Source organism: Pseudoalteromonas sp. NZS71_1 (genome assembly GCF_015864305.1).
In the GTDB taxonomy this organism is placed as follows: Bacteria; Pseudomonadota; Gammaproteobacteria; order Enterobacterales; family Alteromonadaceae; genus Pseudoalteromonas; species Pseudoalteromonas arctica.
Genome location: NZ_JADYXM010000010.1, coordinates 70,588 through 90,430 on the forward strand (window position 1 = coordinate 70,588; position 19,843 = coordinate 90,430).

General features: G+C 40.0%; 13 protein-coding genes. 9 read left to right on the top strand and 4 right to left on the bottom strand.

All coding sequences use genetic code 11. The annotated features are described in order from the left end of the window. The first annotated feature begins 6 nt into the window (after window positions 1-6). Window positions 7-1,242 (top strand): cysteine desulfurase-like protein, encoded by a 1,236-nt coding sequence (locus tag I6F43_RS14530; protein ID WP_197102885.1) that lies wholly within the window; start codon window positions 7-9, stop codon window positions 1,240-1,242. Window positions 1,243-1,262: 20 nt separating this feature from the next. Here the strand turns inward: I6F43_RS14530 and I6F43_RS14535 are convergent, their stop codons facing one another. Next, on the bottom strand, window positions 1,263-1,967 hold the full coding sequence (locus tag I6F43_RS14535) for a 2OG-Fe(II) oxygenase (protein WP_169061154.1): 705 nt from the start codon (window positions 1,965-1,967) through the stop codon (window positions 1,263-1,265). 33 nt (window positions 1,968-2,000) lie between these two features. On the opposite strand from I6F43_RS14535, the gene I6F43_RS14540 reads away from it, so the two are divergent. Together I6F43_RS14540 and I6F43_RS14545 are read left to right on the top strand one after the other, a co-directional pair. After that, on the top strand, window positions 2,001-2,399 hold the full coding sequence (locus I6F43_RS14540; protein ID WP_010554810.1) for an acyl-CoA thioesterase: 399 nt from the start codon (window positions 2,001-2,003) through the stop codon (window positions 2,397-2,399). A 144-nt stretch (window positions 2,400-2,543) separates the two neighbouring features. Further along, window positions 2,544-3,059, top strand: a complete 516-nt coding sequence (locus tag I6F43_RS14545) for an RNA polymerase sigma factor (protein ID WP_197102887.1) — start codon at window positions 2,544-2,546, stop codon at window positions 3,057-3,059. Between the two features lie 79 nt (window positions 3,060-3,138). Here I6F43_RS14545 and I6F43_RS14550 read toward each other — a convergent pair whose 3' ends face one another. Together I6F43_RS14550 and I6F43_RS14555 are read right to left on the bottom strand one after the other, a co-directional pair. After that, entirely contained in the window at window positions 3,139-4,023 is an 885-nt protein-coding gene (locus I6F43_RS14550; protein ID WP_197102889.1) for a metallophosphoesterase, read from the bottom strand. 54 nt (window positions 4,024-4,077) lie between these two features. Beyond that, complete coding sequence (locus I6F43_RS14555; protein ID WP_197102891.1) at window positions 4,078-6,774, bottom strand: TonB-dependent receptor; 2,697 nt, start codon at window positions 6,772-6,774, stop codon at window positions 4,078-4,080. Window positions 6,775-7,205: 431 nt separating this feature from the next. Here I6F43_RS14555 and I6F43_RS14560 point away from each other — a divergent pair, with 431 nt between their 5' ends. The 6 genes from I6F43_RS14560 (at window position 7,206) to I6F43_RS14585 (ending at window position 17,594) form a co-directional block, all read left to right on the top strand. Beyond that, on the top strand, window positions 7,206-8,177 hold the full coding sequence (locus tag I6F43_RS14560) for an aldose epimerase family protein (protein WP_197102893.1): 972 nt from the start codon (window positions 7,206-7,208) through the stop codon (window positions 8,175-8,177). Between the two features lie 188 nt (window positions 8,178-8,365). Further along, on the top strand, window positions 8,366-11,113 hold the full coding sequence (locus tag I6F43_RS14565) for a TonB-dependent receptor (RefSeq protein WP_197102894.1): 2,748 nt from the start codon (window positions 8,366-8,368) through the stop codon (window positions 11,111-11,113). Window positions 11,114-11,307: 194 nt separating this feature from the next. Then, window positions 11,308-12,834: a tryptophan halogenase family protein gene (locus I6F43_RS14570; protein ID WP_197102896.1), complete on the top strand. Its 1,527-nt coding sequence runs from the start codon at window positions 11,308-11,310 to the stop codon at window positions 12,832-12,834. Window positions 12,835-12,846: 12 nt separating this feature from the next. Next, window positions 12,847-13,608 carry a SapC family protein gene (locus I6F43_RS14575; RefSeq protein ID WP_010554817.1) on the top strand — a complete coding sequence of 254 codons (762 nt, stop codon included), beginning with the start codon at window positions 12,847-12,849 and terminating at the stop codon, window positions 13,606-13,608. 53 nt (window positions 13,609-13,661) lie between these two features. Beyond that, window positions 13,662-15,140 carry an SLC5 family protein gene (locus I6F43_RS14580; protein ID WP_007580003.1) on the top strand — a complete coding sequence of 493 codons (1,479 nt, stop codon included), beginning with the start codon at window positions 13,662-13,664 and terminating at the stop codon, window positions 15,138-15,140. Between the two features lie 321 nt (window positions 15,141-15,461). Next, the gene (locus I6F43_RS14585; RefSeq protein WP_197102898.1) at window positions 15,462-17,594 is read left to right on the top strand and encodes an alpha-galactosidase; all 2,133 of its coding nucleotides are present in this window, start codon (window positions 15,462-15,464) and stop codon (window positions 17,592-17,594) included. 160 nt (window positions 17,595-17,754) lie between these two features. On the opposite strand, the gene recG is transcribed toward I6F43_RS14585, so the two are convergent. Next, window positions 17,755-19,836 carry an ATP-dependent DNA helicase RecG gene (gene recG, locus I6F43_RS14590; protein ID WP_165722217.1) on the bottom strand — a complete coding sequence of 694 codons (2,082 nt, stop codon included), beginning with the start codon at window positions 19,834-19,836 and terminating at the stop codon, window positions 17,755-17,757. Window positions 19,837-19,843 lie beyond the last annotated feature (7 nt).

Consider the following 19,843-nt stretch of genomic DNA (forward strand, 5'->3'; position numbering starts at 1 on the left):
ATAAGCATGAACATAACGCAATTACGTGAGCAGTTTCCTGCATTAATGCAAAACGTTGATGGTAAATCGCCAATATTTTTAGACGGACCAGGTGGCTCGCAGGTACCAACATCGGTGCTTAATGCGATGACTGCTTATTTAGGTCGTTATAATTCGAATTTAGGTGGCGCGTTTTTTTCTAGTGATAAAACGGTTGAGTTGATGGCTAATGCGCGCCAAGCCGCCGCTGACTTACTTAATGCACCTAGCTCACAACAAATTGTGTTTGGTCCAAACATGACCAGCCTAACATTTAGCTTTAGCCGTGCAATTTCACGTGACTGGCAGGCTGGCGATGAAATAATTGTAACCAATGCCGATCATTTCTCAAATGTATCGTCGTGGCAACAAGCCGCAGAAGATAAAGGCGTTGTTGTAAACACAGCCTTAATTAACGAAGCTGATTGCAGCTTAGATATGGCGCAATTTGAAAGCCTATTAAACAGTAATACTAAGCTCGTAGCGGTAACGTATGCGTCAAATACCACAGGTTCAATTAACAATATTAAACGTATTGTAGAGCTTGCTCACGCTGTAGGCGCACTTGTTTATGTTGATGCAGTACATTATGCACCACACGAGCTTGTTGACGTGCAAGCACTTGATTGCGATTTTTTAGCCTGCTCTGCATATAAGTTTTTTGGCCCGCATTTAGGTATGGTTTACGGTAAAAAAGAACATTTAGACGGGTTTACGCCTTACAAGGTTGAGCCAGCTAAAGACGTAGCACCAGGCCGTTGGGAAACCGGCACGCAAAGCTTTGAAGCAATGGCTGGTTTTATCGCGGCTGTTGATTACATTGCGGCGATTAGTGAGCTTGATAATAGCCATTCACGCCGCGAAAAGTTAAGCGTGGCTTTTGCTAAAACTAAGCAGCACGAAATGGCGCTTAGTGAGCACTTTTTAACGCGCTTGGTAAACTACCCACGCATTAAGTTGTTTGGTATTGATGACTTTGATCGCTTAAATGAGCGTACACCTACTTTTGCTTTAATTTTTGAAGGGCTTGAGCCACGCGCCGTTTCAGAATTTTTAGGTAAGCAGCATATTTGTGTGTGGGATGGTAATTTTTACGCGCAAGGTTTGTGCAAGCAATTAGATGTGCTTGATAAAGGCGGTGTAGTGCGCATTGGTTGTATGCACTACAACACGATTGAAGAGCTAGATCAGTTGTTTAATTTATTTGATGAACTGCTCGGTTAAATAATACTGATTTTGGTGCGCTAACTCTTTGGCGCACCATATATTTGTTCTGCACGGTTAAACAATACCCACGATGTTAAAATATACTTATCGTTTGATACTGGCTTATTACCCCTGTGGGTATGTGTAAAGTAGCCAGGAGCTATTACCATAGTGCCTTTTTTAGGTGCTATTTTACGATTTTGATAGTAAAACTCCGTTTCACCGCCTTCATCAACATCGTTTAAATAAAACATAAATAACAACACGCGATGCAGTGCTTCATTATGCTGTAGCTGCGGATAAACCTCACTGTGCCAGTAAGGGTAGCCTCCTTTATTTACTTCGTATTTTTGCGCTTGAATATTACCAAGTCTAAAAATTTGCTGAACTAGCAAAGGTAATTGTGGTTTACCCACTTCTTCAAAATTCTCTTGGGTTAAATCGACTACTTCACCTGTTTTTGGGTGATAGACCTTTAAGCCAAACGCCCCAATCATCATAAAAATATGCTCTTCAACATACTTAAAAACATGCTGTGCAGTCGTTTGTTGTATATGTTTTAATTGTTGTGCATATTCGGGGTGATTATTTAAGTGTAGGTCGTGACTGTCTTTTTTCTTTAAGTCGACACCGCCCGATGTTACCCCTTGTTTTACATGCGGGCTTTGCGCGAATGTGGTAATAAATTCATCGCAAAACTCATCGCTTAATGCGTTATCAACAACGCGTATAAAGTCCGTCATGGTTTACCTTTATATAATTATTATTGGATTTTTATGTTTATTGAAAAAGTGATGCCGCGCTTTAGCGAAACAGATGCACTCGGACACATTAACAATACCGTACTCCCTGTATGGTTTGAAGTCGCACGTGGACCTATTTTTAAGTTTTTTACACCAGACTTAAACCCGCATGATTGGAAATTGATTATCGCCAAAGTTGAAGTATCGTTTGTAGGCGAATTATTTTATGGCCACGAAGTGACCGTAAAAACCTCTGTAGAGCACATAGGCACTAGCTCTTTTACGCTTAGGCAAGAGGCATGGCAACACGATAAATGCTGCGCAATAGGCAAAGCTGTGATGGTGAGATACGACTTTGTTGCTAAATCAAAACAAGCGCTTAGCATTGACGAAAAAGCAGCGCTTAACGAGCACATTACTGCTGAGTCGTAACTTAGCTAATAAAGAACCTTTTAGTGACAAACGCTTGGTTTGTCATATTCTTAGCATAATCGAATGTTAGATTAATCCTCTTAAATACAACAACTAATATAGTTGTTTTTACTTTTTGAACTAAGAGGTTATTAAAGCCATTTTATGATTATCGAATCATTTTTTGAAAAATTATATACCGAGCACAACAGTGAACTAAATCGTAGAGTCCGTGAATTTTTTGGGGCAAGCCTTAGCGATCATGAAGATTTAGTGCAGGAAGCATTTAGTAATATGTTGTCGCACCAGCATATTGATAAAATAGAGTTTCCGAAAGCTTATCTGCTTCGTTCAGCTATTAACATTGGTTTAAATTATCGTTCTCGTTTTAAAAATACCCAACATTTTTCAGACGACACCCTCGATAATATTGATGAACCACTATGTACACAAGGTAGCCCTGAGGATCTATGTAGCATGAATTTGCGAATTGAATATATTTCAGATGCGATGAATACGCTTACAGATAAGCAGCGAGACCTTATAGTACGTAGTCGTATTCATGGTGAAACATATCAACAAATTAAAGTGGCAACAGGGTTTAGCCTAGGTGATATAAGCCGCCAAATGCAAAGTGCTATTGAGCAATTGCATAGCTACATAAGTGCCAAAAATGCGTGACTAAGTTCCCTAGTCACGCTAATCCTCTCCTTGTACGCGTTATTATATAGAGCCATAGGTTATCTTCGTTTTATTGCGGTTATTTAATAGGAAGAACCATTGAAGGCTGCCTCCCTTGACCATTAATTTTAAGTTGGGTTGGCGAAAATTCAAGAGTGCTAAATGCAGTTGTATCGGTATCAAGCATCGCATGAAAAGTCACGAAGTGAATGCCGTCTTTTTTTGCGTAATTACCTACATGGTTATGACCATTAAACCATGCTTTTACGGCTGGATACTGGCTAATAAGGGTTAGCACTTCTTGCGCGTTCCATAGGTTATGATTGTTCTCAGGAAAAATAGGAAAATGACTCAGTAGCACAACAGGTTGCTCTTTTACTTGCGCTACTTTTAGCTTTTCTTCTAACCACTTAAGCTGTTTTATACCAATTGCGCCATTCCAATCTTCGTGCCCTTTATATTGAGAGTTAAACAAGGTCATATTTTGTTGATGTTTTTTACTATTTTTAGGCCATGCGTAAGTGCTCACATCATTGCCATCTAAAGCAATAAAGAGCCAATTATTTATTTCAAAACTGTAGTAGCGCGATGGCATGTTTAAAGTGTTAGTTATGCGCATTTTAAACTTATCATCTACCGAGAATTCATGGTTTCCTAATACATGATAAAGGGGAGTATTAAGCGATGATGATATTGTATTTAACGGAGTAAAACTTTTAAATTCACGGTCGATAAAGTCGCCTAAATGCAATACACCCGATAAAGGGTGTTGATTAAATTGCTCAACCGCAGTGCTGAACTTTTGAGGGCAAGATGTATAGTGTCGAGTACCTTTATTGGCTTGTTCTGCATATTGGCAATCGGCAATAACACCTAAAGTAAATGTGTCATTTGCAGCAATTGATGGGCAACAAATCAAAAGCAGGAATAAATTAATGAGTAATGAAACAGTGTATTTTTGCATAACTTTTTTCCTTAAAGTTACTGGCTGCAAAAGCAGCCAGTTAAGAGGTGAGAGCTAAAATTTATACGACATACCTAACGCAAAATTGCGGCCACTTTGTGAGTAAGATTGAGTTCTGTGATCGAGGAATTGTCGAATTGCTTCGTCGGTTAAGTTCGTCGCTTCAAAGGTTATTTTTACTTGCTCTGTAATATTCATAAACGATTTAAAATCAACAAACGTTGTTTCATCGTATCCGGCAACAATGTTTTGCTCTGAGCCTTCCCCTGTAATATATTCATCACGATAAGAGCTCGAAACACGCATGCCCCAATGCGGTGTTTCATAGTAAAGGGTAAAATTGTGAGACAGTTCAGATAAGCCAGGTGGTGTAACGCTGATGCGTTCACCTTCGTTAAATAAAATAGTTTCGCCATCAGCAATGGTTACATTACCGAGCATTCCTAAGTAATTAAATGGCTCTGGTAAAAAATCAAAGTCCATTTGAAACGCAATTTCTAAACCAGTAACATCTGTAGAATCACCATTAATAGGTTGTGAAACGGTAAACTCAGATTGCGCATTTACGCGCGGGTCAAAATCTAAAAACTCTAGAGGGTAACCCGTTTGCTCATAAGGTAGGGTCACTGATTGCTGGACAATAAATGACTCCATATCTTTATGGAACACTGCAATAGCTAAGCTTGACGAATCACCATAAAACTCAAATGATGTTTCGAATGAATCAGCAACAAAGCGCTCTAAGTTAGGGTTACCAGCACTAATAAATTGATCTGCAACACCCACTTGTCCTGCGGCTTTTAGTTGATCTAAATTTGGTCGAGAAATATTGCGATTTGCACCAAAGCGTACTAACCAATTATCAGAAATATCAGCAACAACATTTAAGCTTGGTAGTAAATCGGAATAGGTTTTACTAAATTCAATTTTCTCAAAACCTGTTCCAGTATTAACTTCCCCGCTCGATGTTTGTTCAGTTTCATACCAACGTAAACCTAAGTTACCTCTAATTGGGAAGTTACTTATTTCGGTGTTCCATACATACTGTGCATAAACCCCAATAGTATCTTCTTCAATTTGATATACAGTACCAGGGCGATTATGAGAGGCGTCTAACTCGCGAGAAATTAAACCTGTTGCAACAACACGCTCAAAAGTAGCTTGGTTATCTGCAATAACATAGTCATGTAATATTGGGATGTTTGTTATTTGAAAAACAGCTTCAGGTGAATTTGGGTTGTTTTCCCAATCAACACGGTCTCTGCGTTCAAAACCATCTGATTGATAATTTTTAGACTGTAGACCAAACTTAAATGAATGCACATCATTAAGTTCGTAATTAAAATCAACTTGATACGTGTTGTATTCATTGCTTATTTCATCTTCGCGGACATCAGTTCGCATTAATGCCCACTGGTCGATGTCGGTAATATCGAAGTCGTAAGTATTTTGACCATATTTAGCATTGCGCCAATCAACAGAAAACGCATGATCGACAGATTCACTAAACACTTTATCGTTTATAGGTTGCTCAAAAGTAGATTTTGATAAACCAAACATGGTTGTCATGTAGAGTTTATTGGTTAATTCAAAATTGCCACTGAGTGATATTTGATGGAAATCAGTTTCACCAAAACTTACTTTTGACTCGGTACGTAAATCAAGACCTTCAAATGAGGCATATACTAAATCGTCACCTTCAATGGCTGCATCAACGAGTAACTGATTTGCCGTCACATCGCCAGTAAATGCGTTTGTGCCCGCTGTTGATAATTGATTTTCAATGCGATCGTTAGATAGCTTTCCGTATAAAATATCTAAATCAAAAGACATTGCATCAGAAGGTTGCCATTGGAATACAGCGGTAATACCGGTACGTTTTCGTGTATTAGCCCAAGATGCAATGTTATTAGCGCGAGATACAAACACACGGTCATTGCCCGTGGCATTGACTAAACGGTTTTTGATATCGGCATCAACTGAATCTGCAACATTATCATCACCAAAGCTCGCTTGTTTCCAAGACCACACATGATAGCCTTCTTCAATTGTATCTACTTCAGAATAAGCAACCGATACGAGCGCACCAAAATTCCCCCACGTATTTGATATCAAACCAGCAAAGCGAGGGTCAGAGTGCTCTGTTCTATCATTATAAATACCTTTTACACTTACAGCGCCTTGTGGCCCTTCTTCAGAATTATCAAAAGGTTTTGCAGTATGTAAATCAACAGTACCGGCAATACCCCCTTCATCTAATGACGCATCATACGACTTATAAACATCTACGCGATTAAATAGTTCTGAGGCAAAAATACTGAAATCAAAATCTCGAGAGCGAGATGCACCACCACGTTGGTCAATACCTGAATCGCTTGTAAAAAGTGCTTCCATGCCATTTAAGCGTGTGCGTGTAAAATTAGGACCCAAGCCACGTAACGATATTTGACGACCTTCACCTGAATCACGCGAAATAGATACACCCGGTACACGCTGTAGTGACTCTGCTAAGTTAGCATCAGGGAATTCGCCAATGTCTTCAGCGAGTATGCTGTCTTGCGAGCCAATGGCATTTTTTTTGAGTTCTTTACTACGGGCTAGGTTAGAGCGGTAGCCTGTTACCGTGATCGCTTCCATTTCTTGCTGAACTTTATCACTTTGAGCTGCATGTATAGGGCTACTTGCTAATATGAATGTGCCAGATACAGCGCCAACTAATATGCTCAGTTTATTAAGTTTAAATGGGATCATAATTCCTTTCTTCTCTCAGTTAATGTTTATAAATATTAAAAAAAAGTGCACACGCAGCGATTAAGCTGGATTAAATGGTGCAGACATCAACTAAACAAAGTAGGAGTGATAATTTTCCAAATAAAAGAGTGGTTTAATAAAACTTTAACATATATCGATTGGTTGGGTTTTCTTAAGGCTATAATTATATTCATCTTTTTATTTATTTTGACGTGTTAGTTAATTAGGTGTGATTTTTAGAGGGTTAAAAACAATAAGTATTTAATTTACTCGCCTTGTGTAAATAAATAATGGCAGCTGTAAATTTTTATCGTGATTTTTTTAACGCATTTAGATTGAGTTACAAGTGCTAGTTATATACTATTTATAATATATATTGTTGCACCGTTATAGCAGGTAATGTTAGTTCGGTATTTGATTGGAGAATGTGTGTGATATCTGTTGCCAATAATGAACCTTTACAGGTTATTCAACTTAGTGATGGTGAAAATTTAACAGCTGAGATTTTGCCATTTGGCGCAATAATAAAAAGTATTAAATTTAAAAATCAAGAAATGACACTTAGCGTAGACGACCCGCAATACTATCTTGAAAACCCATTTTATTTAGGCGCTACCGTTGGTCGATATGCTAATCGTATTGCCGAGGGGCATTTTAGCTTATCAGGTACGCCGTATCAGTTAGAAAAAAACAACGGCTCTAATAGTTTGCATGGCGGCGTAAAGGGCTTTAATAAGGCACTTTGGCAAGTTATTCAGCAAAGCGAAAGTGAGGTTGAGCTTTACTATTGCGCCGAAGATGGCGAGGAGGGTTTTCCTGGTAAATTAGAAGTGTGGCAAACGATTACTGCAACTAACGGTCAATTAGCATTATGCTTTAAAGCTACGTGCGATAAAGAAACCCTCGTAAACCTTACCAATCATTGCTATTTCAATCTTGAAGGCAGCGATACTATCACTAATCATCTATTGCAAGTTAACGCTACGCATTACTTACCTATTGATGACAACAGTATTCCATTTGAAGAGGCAGCCGCTGTTAAAAATAGTTGCTTTGACTTTACTCAGGCTAAACCAGTGGGTGGTGCACTGTCACAAAATCATCCACAGTTAGACGCAGGTTTTGGGTTTGACCATTGTTATGTATACAAAAATGACAACAAACTTAAGGCAATGGCTAAATTAACATCTACACTTACCAATATTAATTTAACGCTGTTTAGTACCCAGCCTGGTATGCAGCTTTACACGGCTAATTTTGTTGATTTACCTTTTAAAGCACGCCAAGCGCTATGCTTAGAAGCACAAAATTGGCCTGATGCTCCAAACCGTGAAAATTTTCCAAAAGCTAATTTATTACCTGGTGAAGTATATAACCAGACTATTATTTACGCATTTTCATAACAAACTCAATGTTTTGATGTTAATTTAAAGAAAACAAAAAGCAAAAATATAGTAATTAAAAGCTACTCAAACTTGAGTAAAAGGTTGCACTTTTTATCAATTTAAAGTATTTATAATATAAATAGTATTTGAAGCTATTTACACCACACAACGACACAATGACTACACACAATCAGGAGTTTTTAAAAATGATAATTAACAATACGTTATCGTTCAACAAGAAAACCGTACTCAGTATTGCTATCACCGGCATATTGGCAAGCGGGAGCGTTGCAGCCCAAGGAGCTGAAGGCGACACACCTACAGTAGTAAATGAAGATGTTGAAGTTATCGCAGTAACGGGTATCCGCAGCAGTTTACGTTCGTCAATGTTAGATAAAAAAGCGTCTAATGTTGTAACCGACGGGATAAAAGCAGAGGACCTTGGTAAATTTCCTGATTTAAACGTAGCAGAATCTCTGCAACGTATTACAGGTGTAGCAATTGACCGTAGTGGTGGTGAAGGCCAAGCGGTAACTATTCGTGGTTTTGGTCCACAATTTAATACTGTACTTGTTAATGGTCGTCAAATTGCGACAGACAGCGCAGGTCGTGAATTTAACTTTGATGTATTGGCCGCGGATCAAATCACCGGTGCTGATATTTATAAAAGTAATACAGCAACTCTCCAAGAAGGCGGCATTGGTGGTACGGTTAACGTAACTACAGCACGTCCTTTTGATTTTGGTGGTTTACATATTTTAGGTTCAGTTAAAGGTATGTACGAAAGCCTTTCTGAAGAAGTATCTCCATCAACATCATTCTTAATAAGTAATACGTTTAACGATGACAAGCTAGGTGTGCTTTTTGCCATCACTAATCAACAACGTAAACTTCAAAATAACCAAATTTTAACGGCAGGTTGGCGCGGTGGCCAAACAATTTCTAACCCAACGGATGGTGTATTGTTTGAAAATGCTTACATTCCACGTAACTGGGACCAAGTAGTTGATGAGCAAGACCGCGAGCGTACAAATGCAAGTTTAGTACTTCAATACGCACCGTCTGACGATGTTACGATTACTGTTGATGGCATGATTTCAAAATTCGAAGTTGACTCAACAGTACGCGATTTAGCATCTTGGTTTGAACCAGACCGCGTAGGCAGTGCAACGATTGATCCAGAAACAGGTACTCTTTTAACTTTCTCTCAAGAAGTTGGTTTAGGCGCGCCAAGTGGCGACCCTGCAAGTGACTTTGTATCGCATACACGTAATTCACGTGATGTAACTAATAAAGCATTTGGTATTAACGTTGATTGGCAAGTAAACGAGTCATTAAAAGCTAAATTTGATGTATCTCGCTCAACAGCCGAAAACGACCGTGCTGGTAGAGATCGTTTTAACGTAGTGGGTATTATTAATAGCTTCAGTTTTGATGGCACAGGTGGCGTTCCAACTGTTCAGCATGATGGATTTACAAATGGTTCATTGCCTGATCCAAGCTTAGCGCGACTTCATTACAACGAAATTGGTAATCAATTTACAGATGAAGATGAAATTACTGAAGTAAAAGCCGATTTTGAATATGTGCCAGATAAAGGCCCAGTTGAGCGTATTAACTTTGGTGCTTATCGCCAAGAGCGTGAAAAATCAAGCTTTCAAATCTTTGGTAGTCAATGTCAGTTCTGTGGTTATGGTACACAAGCACCACTTGATGCAATTGATTTTGAAGCATATACAGCGAGTAACTACTTCCCTGGTTTGATCGATACATTTTATAGCTACGATGGCGATAAAATGCTTGATTACTTAGCCGATCAAGGTTTCCCAGTAGAACCAACACTACAAAATAACCGTTACACAATTAACGAAGACATCACTAGCTTATACATGGACTTTACGCTTGGTTTTGACCTTTCAGATATGCCTGTAACAGTTAACTTTGGCGCGCGTTACTCAGAAACTGATATTGAAGTTGCTGCAATACAAAGCTTTATTAGCGATGTAATACCAACATCTGACGCAACATTGTTTCAGAATGTTTTTGGGCCTGCAACGAACATCGAGCAAGGCACTAGCTACTCAAACTTATTACCGTCTTTCAATGTTAAGTTAGAGCTGCAAGACAACATGATTTTACGCTTTGCAGCGTACGACAGTATCACTCGCCCAACTATGTCTCAGCTATCTCCTGCGACAAACTTTAACGAGCCACGTCGTCAAAATTTAACGGCAAGTGGTGGTAACCCAGCACTTAAACCATTCCAGTCTGAAAACTGGGATATTTCTTACGAGTGGTACTACAACGATGCTAACTTATTTAGCTTTGCAGTATTTAGTAAAGAAGTAGATGACTTTATTGTTACCCTAACAGGTGCAGAAACATACGAAATGTCTGACCGTTCAGGTCCTGATTTTGCGTGTACTACATGTACAGACCAAACAGATGACGAACTTATTGGTAGCTCAGAAGTTTACACTGCAAGTCGTCCTCAAAATGGTGAGTCTGCAACTGTAACCGGTTTTGAAGTCGGTGTTACTCACATGTTTGAAAATGGCTTTGGTTTTATTGCCAATGCAACTGTTGTGAATAGCGACATTAGTGTGGGTGACGATACTACACAAACATTTGCACTTGAAGGTTTAGGGGATTCACAAAACTTAATATTTTTCTATGAGCAAGAAAACTGGCAAGCACGTGTTGCATTTAACAACCGTGAAGGCTTTTTACGCTTAGTTGATAACGGCTTTAACGGTGAACCAGTTAACGTAGAAACTTACGGTCAGTGGGATATTAGTGCAAGTTACGATATTAACGAAAACTTCACTATTTTTGCGGAAGGCATCAATATTACTGAAGAAGAGCTAGTACAAACAGGTCGTTTTGCTAACCAAATCTATTCAGTAGAAGATAATGGCTCACGTTACGCGTTTGGTATTCGCGGATCGTTTTAATTAATGATGGAGGCGTATTTTTCGCCTATTAGTTTTCATTACAGCACCAAGGTGCTAATACCAATTAGGTTAATTTAGCAGTAATGTATATTAGTTAACCTAATTGGCTAAAATGAATACACATTAAATCAAAATGCCCTAACAGGCATTTGTTGTATAAAACGTTATCAAAAATACTCAAAGAGTAGTCCATTATGAATAAAGCAATAAAAACAGTAGCGGTAGTTGGCGGTGGTACAGCAGGATGGCTGAGCGCTGCAATTATAGCTTCGTATCACCAAGGTCAAAATGGTGACGGCTTAAAAGTGATGTTGGTTGAATCGTCAGACATTCCAACTATTGGCGTAGGTGAAGGTACCTGGCCCACGATGAAAAACACACTTCAGCAAATAGGCTTGCGTGAAGTCGATGTGTTTAAAGCCTGTAATGCTACCTTCAAACAAGGCGGGAAGTTTGTAAATTGGACTCATGGCAATAATGACTTTTACTACCATCCATTTACTGTACCGCTAGGCTACGGCCGTATAGATTTAGCCCCATATTTAGATAATGTTGAAGACTTTGCACAGCAAACTAATTTTCAACATGATATTTGCGAAGCAAGCTTAGCCCCAAGAGGTATAGCGCAAGGTGAATATCAAGGTAATTGTAATTACGCTTATCACTTAGATGCCGGCGCTTTTGCAGAAATGCTTAAACAGCATTGTAAAAGTAAGCTTGGCGTAGAGCATATTATTGGTACTGTTGATCAGGTAAAGCTTGATGACGATGGTGCAATAAATGTGCTTACTCTAAAAGGTCAAACCCGCACTATAAACGCCGACTTATTTATAGACTGTACTGGTTTTTCATCATTGTTATTAGGCCAAGCGCTCAACGTACCGTTTAAAAAAATGGACCACGTGCTATTTAACGACAGCGCACTGGCTATGCAAGTCCCTTACGATGAAAACGAGCAGCTTCTTGCCAGCCATACCATAGCAACAGCGCAAAACGCTGGATGGATTTGGGATATAGGTTTAACGCATCGCCGAGGTGTAGGACATGTATATTCAAGCAAATTTTTATCAGACGATGAAGCAGAGCAAAACCTAAGAAACTATTTAGGCGATGCAGCAAACGGTTTAACTGCCCGTAAAATTAGTTTTGAATCAGGATACCGTGAGAAGTTTTGGCATAAAAACTGTGTTGCTATTGGTATGTCAGCAGGGTTTGTAGAGCCGCTTGAAGCAACCGCTATTATGCTTGTTGAAATTTCAGCACGCTTTGTAGCAGAGCACATGCCAGCAGACACACAAGTAATGCCTATTGTAGCTAAACGCTTTAACGAGCAGATGGATTACCGCTGGCAGCGTATTATCGACTTTTTAAAGCTGCATTACATGCTAACCAAGCGCCCAGAACCTTACTGGCAAGCACATGTACAGCCCGATACTATCCCACAAACCCTGCAAGAAGATTTACTTCTTTGGGGAAGCCGTGGCCCGCTTATTCAAGATTTTCATGGCGCATTAGAGTTATTCCCTGCTGCCAGTTATCAGTATGTTTTGTACGGTATGGGCTTTAAGCCTGACTTTACTAAACAAGCATATTTGTATTCACAACATGTGCAAGCCAAACAAATAATTGAACGTAACAGCCAGCTTACACAGCAGATGTTGCAAACTTTGCCGCCTCACCGTGCTTTTATAGAGCAGTGGTTAGCAGCTAACCCAGTTTAAGGATGTGTAACTATGGCTATTAGTGAACTAGTAAACACCAAACACCAAACATTAAAAATTAACCCCAATGCAGCCGTTGAATACGCAAAAACGCAGCATTTAGTTAATTTAAGAGCAAATGAAATAGCAAAAGCAGCCTGCGACTTACCTATTTTTTTAGCACGTAATACACAAAATGGCAGTTATACAGTATCAGCGTTAACCAGCTTTAGTGCAGGTCAAAGTTTATTGGTTAATAACAACCAATGGCAGGCACTTTACACGCCGGTATGTATGCAAACCCAGCCTCTTTATTTAATGACCCGAGAAGCAAATAGTAGCGATTATTTTATCGCGATTGATGATCAAAGCTCAGCCGTAAACACGCAGCAAGGTGAGGCACTATTTGATGCTAAAGGTAATCCGAGTTTATTTTTAAGTGCACAGCAAAAACTGTTAGAAAGCGACTTAAAAAATGACTATCAAACGTATCAATTTACCCAAGAAGTTGCGCGGTTAGGGCTCATTAAAAACATAGATATTGTATTGCAGTTTGAACAAGGCGAAACCCAAACTATTCAAGGTTTGAGCACCGTTGATGAAGACAAACTGCAAACATTAAATAGCGATACCGTTGCAAACTTACACAAGCAAGGTTACTTGAGTGTGCTTAACAGCATGCTTATTTCACTGTTTCAGTTAAATGCATTGGTAAAGCTGCATAACCAACGTCCCGAACTTATGCCTTTAAAGCAAATTAAGTTAGAACTAAGTCGAGATGCGCACGCGCTGTAGCGTGCACTTTTTTATTACACAGACATTGCGCATAACGCGCAGGAGACACACACATGTCAGATAACATTTTACAGCTGGTGGTTTTTGTTTTTGTCACCGCTTTAATTGGTGGCCTTACTTATTGGAAATGCCGAGGCCAAAATCGCAATAACGGACAAAGCCAAACCAAAGAGTATTTTTTAGCGGGCGGTGGCCTTACTTGGATGTTTGTTGCAGGTTCAATAACACTTACTAATTTAAGTACTGATCAGCTTGTAGGTATGAATGGTAACCAAATGGCTTTACTGGTTTGGTGGGAGCTTGCAGCAATTATAGGTTTGATTATTTTAGCCAAAGTGTTCATTCCTGTTTATTACAAATACAACTGTACTACCACCACAGAGCTTTTAGAAAAGCGCTATAACAACAAACATATTCGCGCTGTTATTGGGGGATTATTCTTTTTAGGTAATGCACTTATTTATATGCCAGCGGTTATTTATTCTGGCGCGCTATTTATGCAAACCATGTTTAAGGTTGATATTCCGCTAATGTATATTGCCACCGCATTTGCCATTATTGGTGCTGTTTATGCGTTTTTTGGTGGCCTGAGAGCAGTTGCTGTATCGGATACCTACAATGGCATACTTGTACTAGGCATGGCTGTTTTAGTCGTGTTTTTAGCACTTAATGCGATTGATTATGACTTTACGGGTATTCCAGAGGAGCGCTTAACACTCATAGGCGATGCTGATTCACCTATTCCGTGGCCAACACTTTTAACCGGTATGATCTTTATTCAAATGTATTACTGGGGTACTAACCAAACAATCACACAGCGAGCAATGGCAGCACCTAATGTTAAAGAAGCGCAAAAAGGTATATTTGCAGCTGCGGGTATTCGTTTTTTAATCGTCCCTGCAATTGTGGTATTACCGGGTATTATTTCGTTTAAACTTTATGGCGATATTGGCGACGCTGCTTATGGTCGAATTGTGGGTGATGTAATGCCAGCATGGTTAACCGGTGTGTTCGCAGCGGCAATGGCAGCAGCAGTACTCTCTACTTACAACAGCTTATTAAATTCAGCTACAGCACTATATGTGTGTGACATTCACGAAGCGTACTTTAATAAAGAGCCAAGTGTTGTAAAGCTAAGTGGTTACGTAACATTGCTACTAACAAGCTTAACACTGGTACTTGTACCAATTTACCAGCAAGCAGATAGCATTATTAACTTACTACAGCAATTAAATGGCTTGTTAAGTATGCCTATATTCTCAATTTTTGTAGTGGGCTTATTATTTAAAAATGTGGATGCACGTGCAGGTATTGCAGCAGTAATTTTAGGTGTTGTAATGTACGGCATGCTTACATTTGCAAACTCACCACTACATACTGACATTCATTACATTCACTTAATGCCAATTACACTGATTGTATGTGTAGCTTTTGCATTGATAGTAAATAAAGTGGTATTTGGTTTAAATGCGCAGTGGGCAGGTAAAACACCGGCACTTGATGACGCAGGCCAAGCACAAGTACAAAAATAGATTATAAATAGTTTAAGCTGACAAAGTCGGTCATGGGGAAACTCTGGCCGATTTTTTATATGTATTAAAAGCAACATGAGAACTTCAAAGCGAAGGTTAGTTTAATACTTTTTATTACAGTGGTACTTCCAGTGAGTTTATCTGACTATTTGCGATGTAAAGACTATCAAAACCTAATTTATATGATATATACTATTATTATTGAATGTCACTGTCTGATAGATTGTGGCTCAAGCAAAGAGATACATTTAGTACATAGTGTAGCTTACTAATTTTCGTTATATTTATAACTCACACAATGAACAAGAGGATAGGAAAATCATGGCCGACACTAAATCATTTTATCGATTAGACAGTGTAAACAGCACCGTTATTTTCGACTGCCAGAGCAAAACACCAGCGTTACTGTACTTTGGTAAACGCCTATCTGAGCAAACAACAGAAACAATGCTAACTCAGCTTGCTACCCGTCAAGAAGTAAAATGTGCCGTGGTTGAAGAAGCGCCTATTTCTCTATCTCCGTTATTAGGCGAAGGCTTTACTGGTGCGCCAGGGCTTGAGCTAGTAAATGATTCAATCGCATGGTCAGTAGGGCCAGAGCTTCAAGAAGTTCGTCAGCCTTCAAGTGCGACAGTTGAGTTTGTAAGCGTAGATAAGCTTCGTGGTATTGAAGTAGTGCACAGCATTACACTTGATAAAAACACTGATGTACTAAGCGCACATACTGTATTAACTAATTTAGGCGACTTACCGCTAAGCGTTAACTTTTGCGCCGCGCCAACATTTCAATTGCCAGATAGCGTAAGCAAAATAGTGAGCTTTGAAGGTCGTTGGTCAAACGAGTTCCAACGTCAATCGGTTGATTTAGTCTTAGGCAGTTTTGTTCGTGAAAACCGTAAAGGCAAAACATCACACGATGTATTTCCTGGTTTATTAGTGCATAACGAAAATGCAGGCGAGCAGCACGGCGAATGTTACGGCTTTCATTTAGGTTGGAGTGGTAATAATAAACTACGCGCAGAGCTTTTAGCTGAAGGTCGTCGTTACGTGCAAATGGGTGAGCTATTACTTCCTGGTGAGCTTACGCTTGCTAAAGGTCAAACGTATCAAAGCCCGAGCATTTATGGCTCGTTTTCGAGTGAAGGCTTTAGTGCGCTTTCTCGTAATTTTCATCGTTTTGTTAAAGCTAATTTACTTAGCCAAGCACAGCGTGAAAAAACACGCCCTGTGCATTACAACACATGGGAAGGTATATACTTTGATCACGATGTAGATACGCTTAAGCAACTAGCCGACAAAGTAGCGCCGTTAGGCATTGAACGTTTTGTACTTGATGATGGTTGGTTTAAAGGCCGCCGTGGCGATAACGCTGGTTTAGGTGATTGGACAGTAGATTACAAAATTTACCCCGATGGTTTATCACCAGTTATAGATCATGTTAATAGCTTAGGTATGGAGTTTGGTATTTGGTTTGAACCAGAAATGGTTAACCCTGATAGCGATTTATACCGTGCGCATCCTGATTGGGTTTTAGGCTCCCAAAACAACGAACAGTTAAGCTTTAGAAATCAGCTAGTACTTGATTTAACGCGCTCTGAGGTTGTTGAGTACCTATACAAAGCGATTGACGATATTTTAGTTGAATACCCAACTATTAAGTACATTAAATGGGATATGAACCGCGATATTAACCATGCAGGTAATTTTGATGGCAAGCCTGCTGTGCATCAGCAAACATTAGCACTTTATCGTTTAATTGATCGTATTAAAGCGGCGCACCCAGGGCTTGAAATAGAAAGCTGCTCGTCAGGTGGTGCACGTGTAGATTACGGCGTACTTGCACACACCGACCGTGTATGGACGTCAGATTCAAACGATGCGCTTGATCGCCTTGAAATACAGCGTGGATGTTCGTTCTTCTTCCCATCGTCGGTTATGGGGGCACACGTAGGCCCACGTGATTGTCATATCACAGGGCGTAATGTAAGTATTGAAATGCGTGCTGCGGTATCAATGTTTGGCCACATGGGAATCGAAATGGACCCACGTGAGCTGACCGATCACGAATACAATGCACTTAAAGCGGCAATAGCACTTCACAAAGAGCATCGTGAGTTTATTCATGCTGCCGATTTATACCGCCTAGATAGCGACGATTTATCAATTAACTTTGGTTTAATTGATGAGCAAAAAACAAAAGCGTTATTTGCCTATAACAGCGTTCGCGAAACACCGCGTACAGCGCCTAATAAGCTTCGTTTTGTTGGCCTAGATGCCGATGCGCAGTACACACTTAATTTAGTGTGGCCGGTAAAATTTGAGGAGTATCGTCCATCTTCTATTGCTGCGGTAAATGGTCAAACATTTACCGGTGAAGCGTTAATGCAGTTTGGTTTACAAATGCCAATTTCATTCCCGCAAACATCGCTTATATTTGAGCTTAACAAAGCTTAAATTTGACTAAGAGCAGTAAAAGGCGCTAATCGCTTTTATATTGCTTAGCTTAGATATGAGTAGTCAGCTCTATATTGTTTAGGGCTGGCTTTTTTATATCCTTAGTAAGCTAATTTAGTAAATTAACTTAGTAAACTCAAAAGTATCGAAAATAGAGTGGTTACGCTTGCGCATAATTTTGCTTGTTACCCAACCAACGTTGAATTAGTGGGTCAACAACCTCTGGGTGTTGCTTAAGCATTTGCTGTGCAATCGGTCTAACTTGGTTGAGGATGTGCTTATCGCGGGTAAGATCGGCAATTTTAAACTCGGCTAACCCTGTTTGTTTTGTACCGAGTACTTCACCAGGGCCACGAATTTCTAAATCGCGCTCAGCTATCACAAAACCATCGTTACTATCGCGTAGTACTCCTAATCGCTTTTGAGCGGTGTGAGACAACGGTGCGTGGTATAAAAGCACGCAATGCGATGCAGTAGCGCCACGGCCAACTCGCCCACGTAACTGATGCAGCTGTGCTAAGCCTAAGCGCTCAGGGTTTTCTATAATGATTAAGCTCGCATTAGGGACATCTACACCAACTTCAATAACCGTCGTGGCAACTAAAACATGTATATTACCTGCTTTAAACTCACTCATAATGGCTTGTTTTTCAGCTGATTTCATTCGGCCATGTACTAAACCAACATTTAGCTCTGGTAGCGCTTCTTTTAACTGCAGTGCACTGTCTTCGGCGGCTTGGCACTGCAGTACTTCAGATTCATCAATAAGTGTACACACCCAATAAACTTGGCGGCCTTGCTCGTTACACGCTAATTTAACGCGAGCAATAATATCGTCTCTGCGAGTATCAGGAAGTGCCACTGTTGTGATTGGCGTACGCCCTGGTGGCAGCTCGTCAATCACAGACGTTTCTAAGTCGGCGTAGGCGGTCATAGCGAGTGTACGTGGGATAGGTGTTGCGGTCATAACTAGTTGATGAGGGTAACAATCACCAAACTTACCCTTTTCGCGTAGTGATAAACGCTGGTGGACACCAAAGCGGTGTTGTTCATCAATAACGATAAGCACTAAGTTATTAAACTTAACTTCATCTTGAAATAAAGCGTGAGTACCAATAATCATTTGCGCCTCACCAGAGGCGATTTTTTCAAGTGTTGCTACGCGCTCTTTGCCCTTTGTTTTACCGCCAAGCCACGCAACGGTTATGCCTAGTTGATTAAACCACGTTGTAAAATTAACACCATGTTGCTCTGATAAAATTTCAGTAGGAGCCATTAAAGCTACTTGAAAGCCCTGGGCAATGGCTGTTAGTGCACTAAGTGCTGCTACTAGGGTTTTACCTGAGCCTACATCGCCTTGTACTAAACGCATCATGGGATACGCGTGTTGCATATCGCCTTTAATCTCAGCAACTACGCGGCTTTGCGCATTTGTGGGTGCAAAAGGAAGTTGCTCTAAAAACTGGCTTTCTAATGTGTTTACCGGATTTAATGCCACGGCTTTAACTTGTTGCCCTTGCTCTCGTACTTTTAATAAGCTGAGGTTTTGAGCAAGTAACTCCTCAAATACAAGGCGCTGTTGAGCAGGGTGAGTGCCTTGTTCTAATGCAGTTACATCAACATCATTTGGTGGGCGGTGCAGTAATAATAAGGCGTCACTTAACGGCATATTTGATGGCTGCCACTGTGAAGGCAGTAGTTCTTCTACTGAATATTTGTGTAGTAAATCAATAGCCTGTTCGCTTAAAGCTCTAATCGATAGCTGCTTTAAACCTTCGGTTGTTGAATAAACGGGCGTTAATGTTGTCGCTACTGGTTGCTCGTTGGAAGTATCGCTGATGCTGTATTCAGGATGGCTCATTTCAAAGCCAACACGGCCACGGCGCACTTCACCAAAACAACGTATTATTTTACCTGCACTAAATGCGTTTTTTTGTGCGGCGGTAAAATTAAAAAATCGTAGTGTTAGCCTGCCAGTACCATCATTGATTTGGCAAACAAGCATGCGCCTTTTACCAAATGTAATTTGGCTTGTTTCAATTGTTGCTTCAACACTCACATGGCTATGCAGTGACAACTCGCTAATCGCGTATAAGCGAGTGCGATCTTCATAGCGAAGTGGCAAATGAAAAAGCATATCTTGCACAGTTAAAATACCTAGCTTTAACAAACGCTCAGCCATTTTTGGGCCGACCCCTTTGAGCTCTGTAATTGGGTATTGATTTAAGCTAGGTTTAGACAAAGTGTAT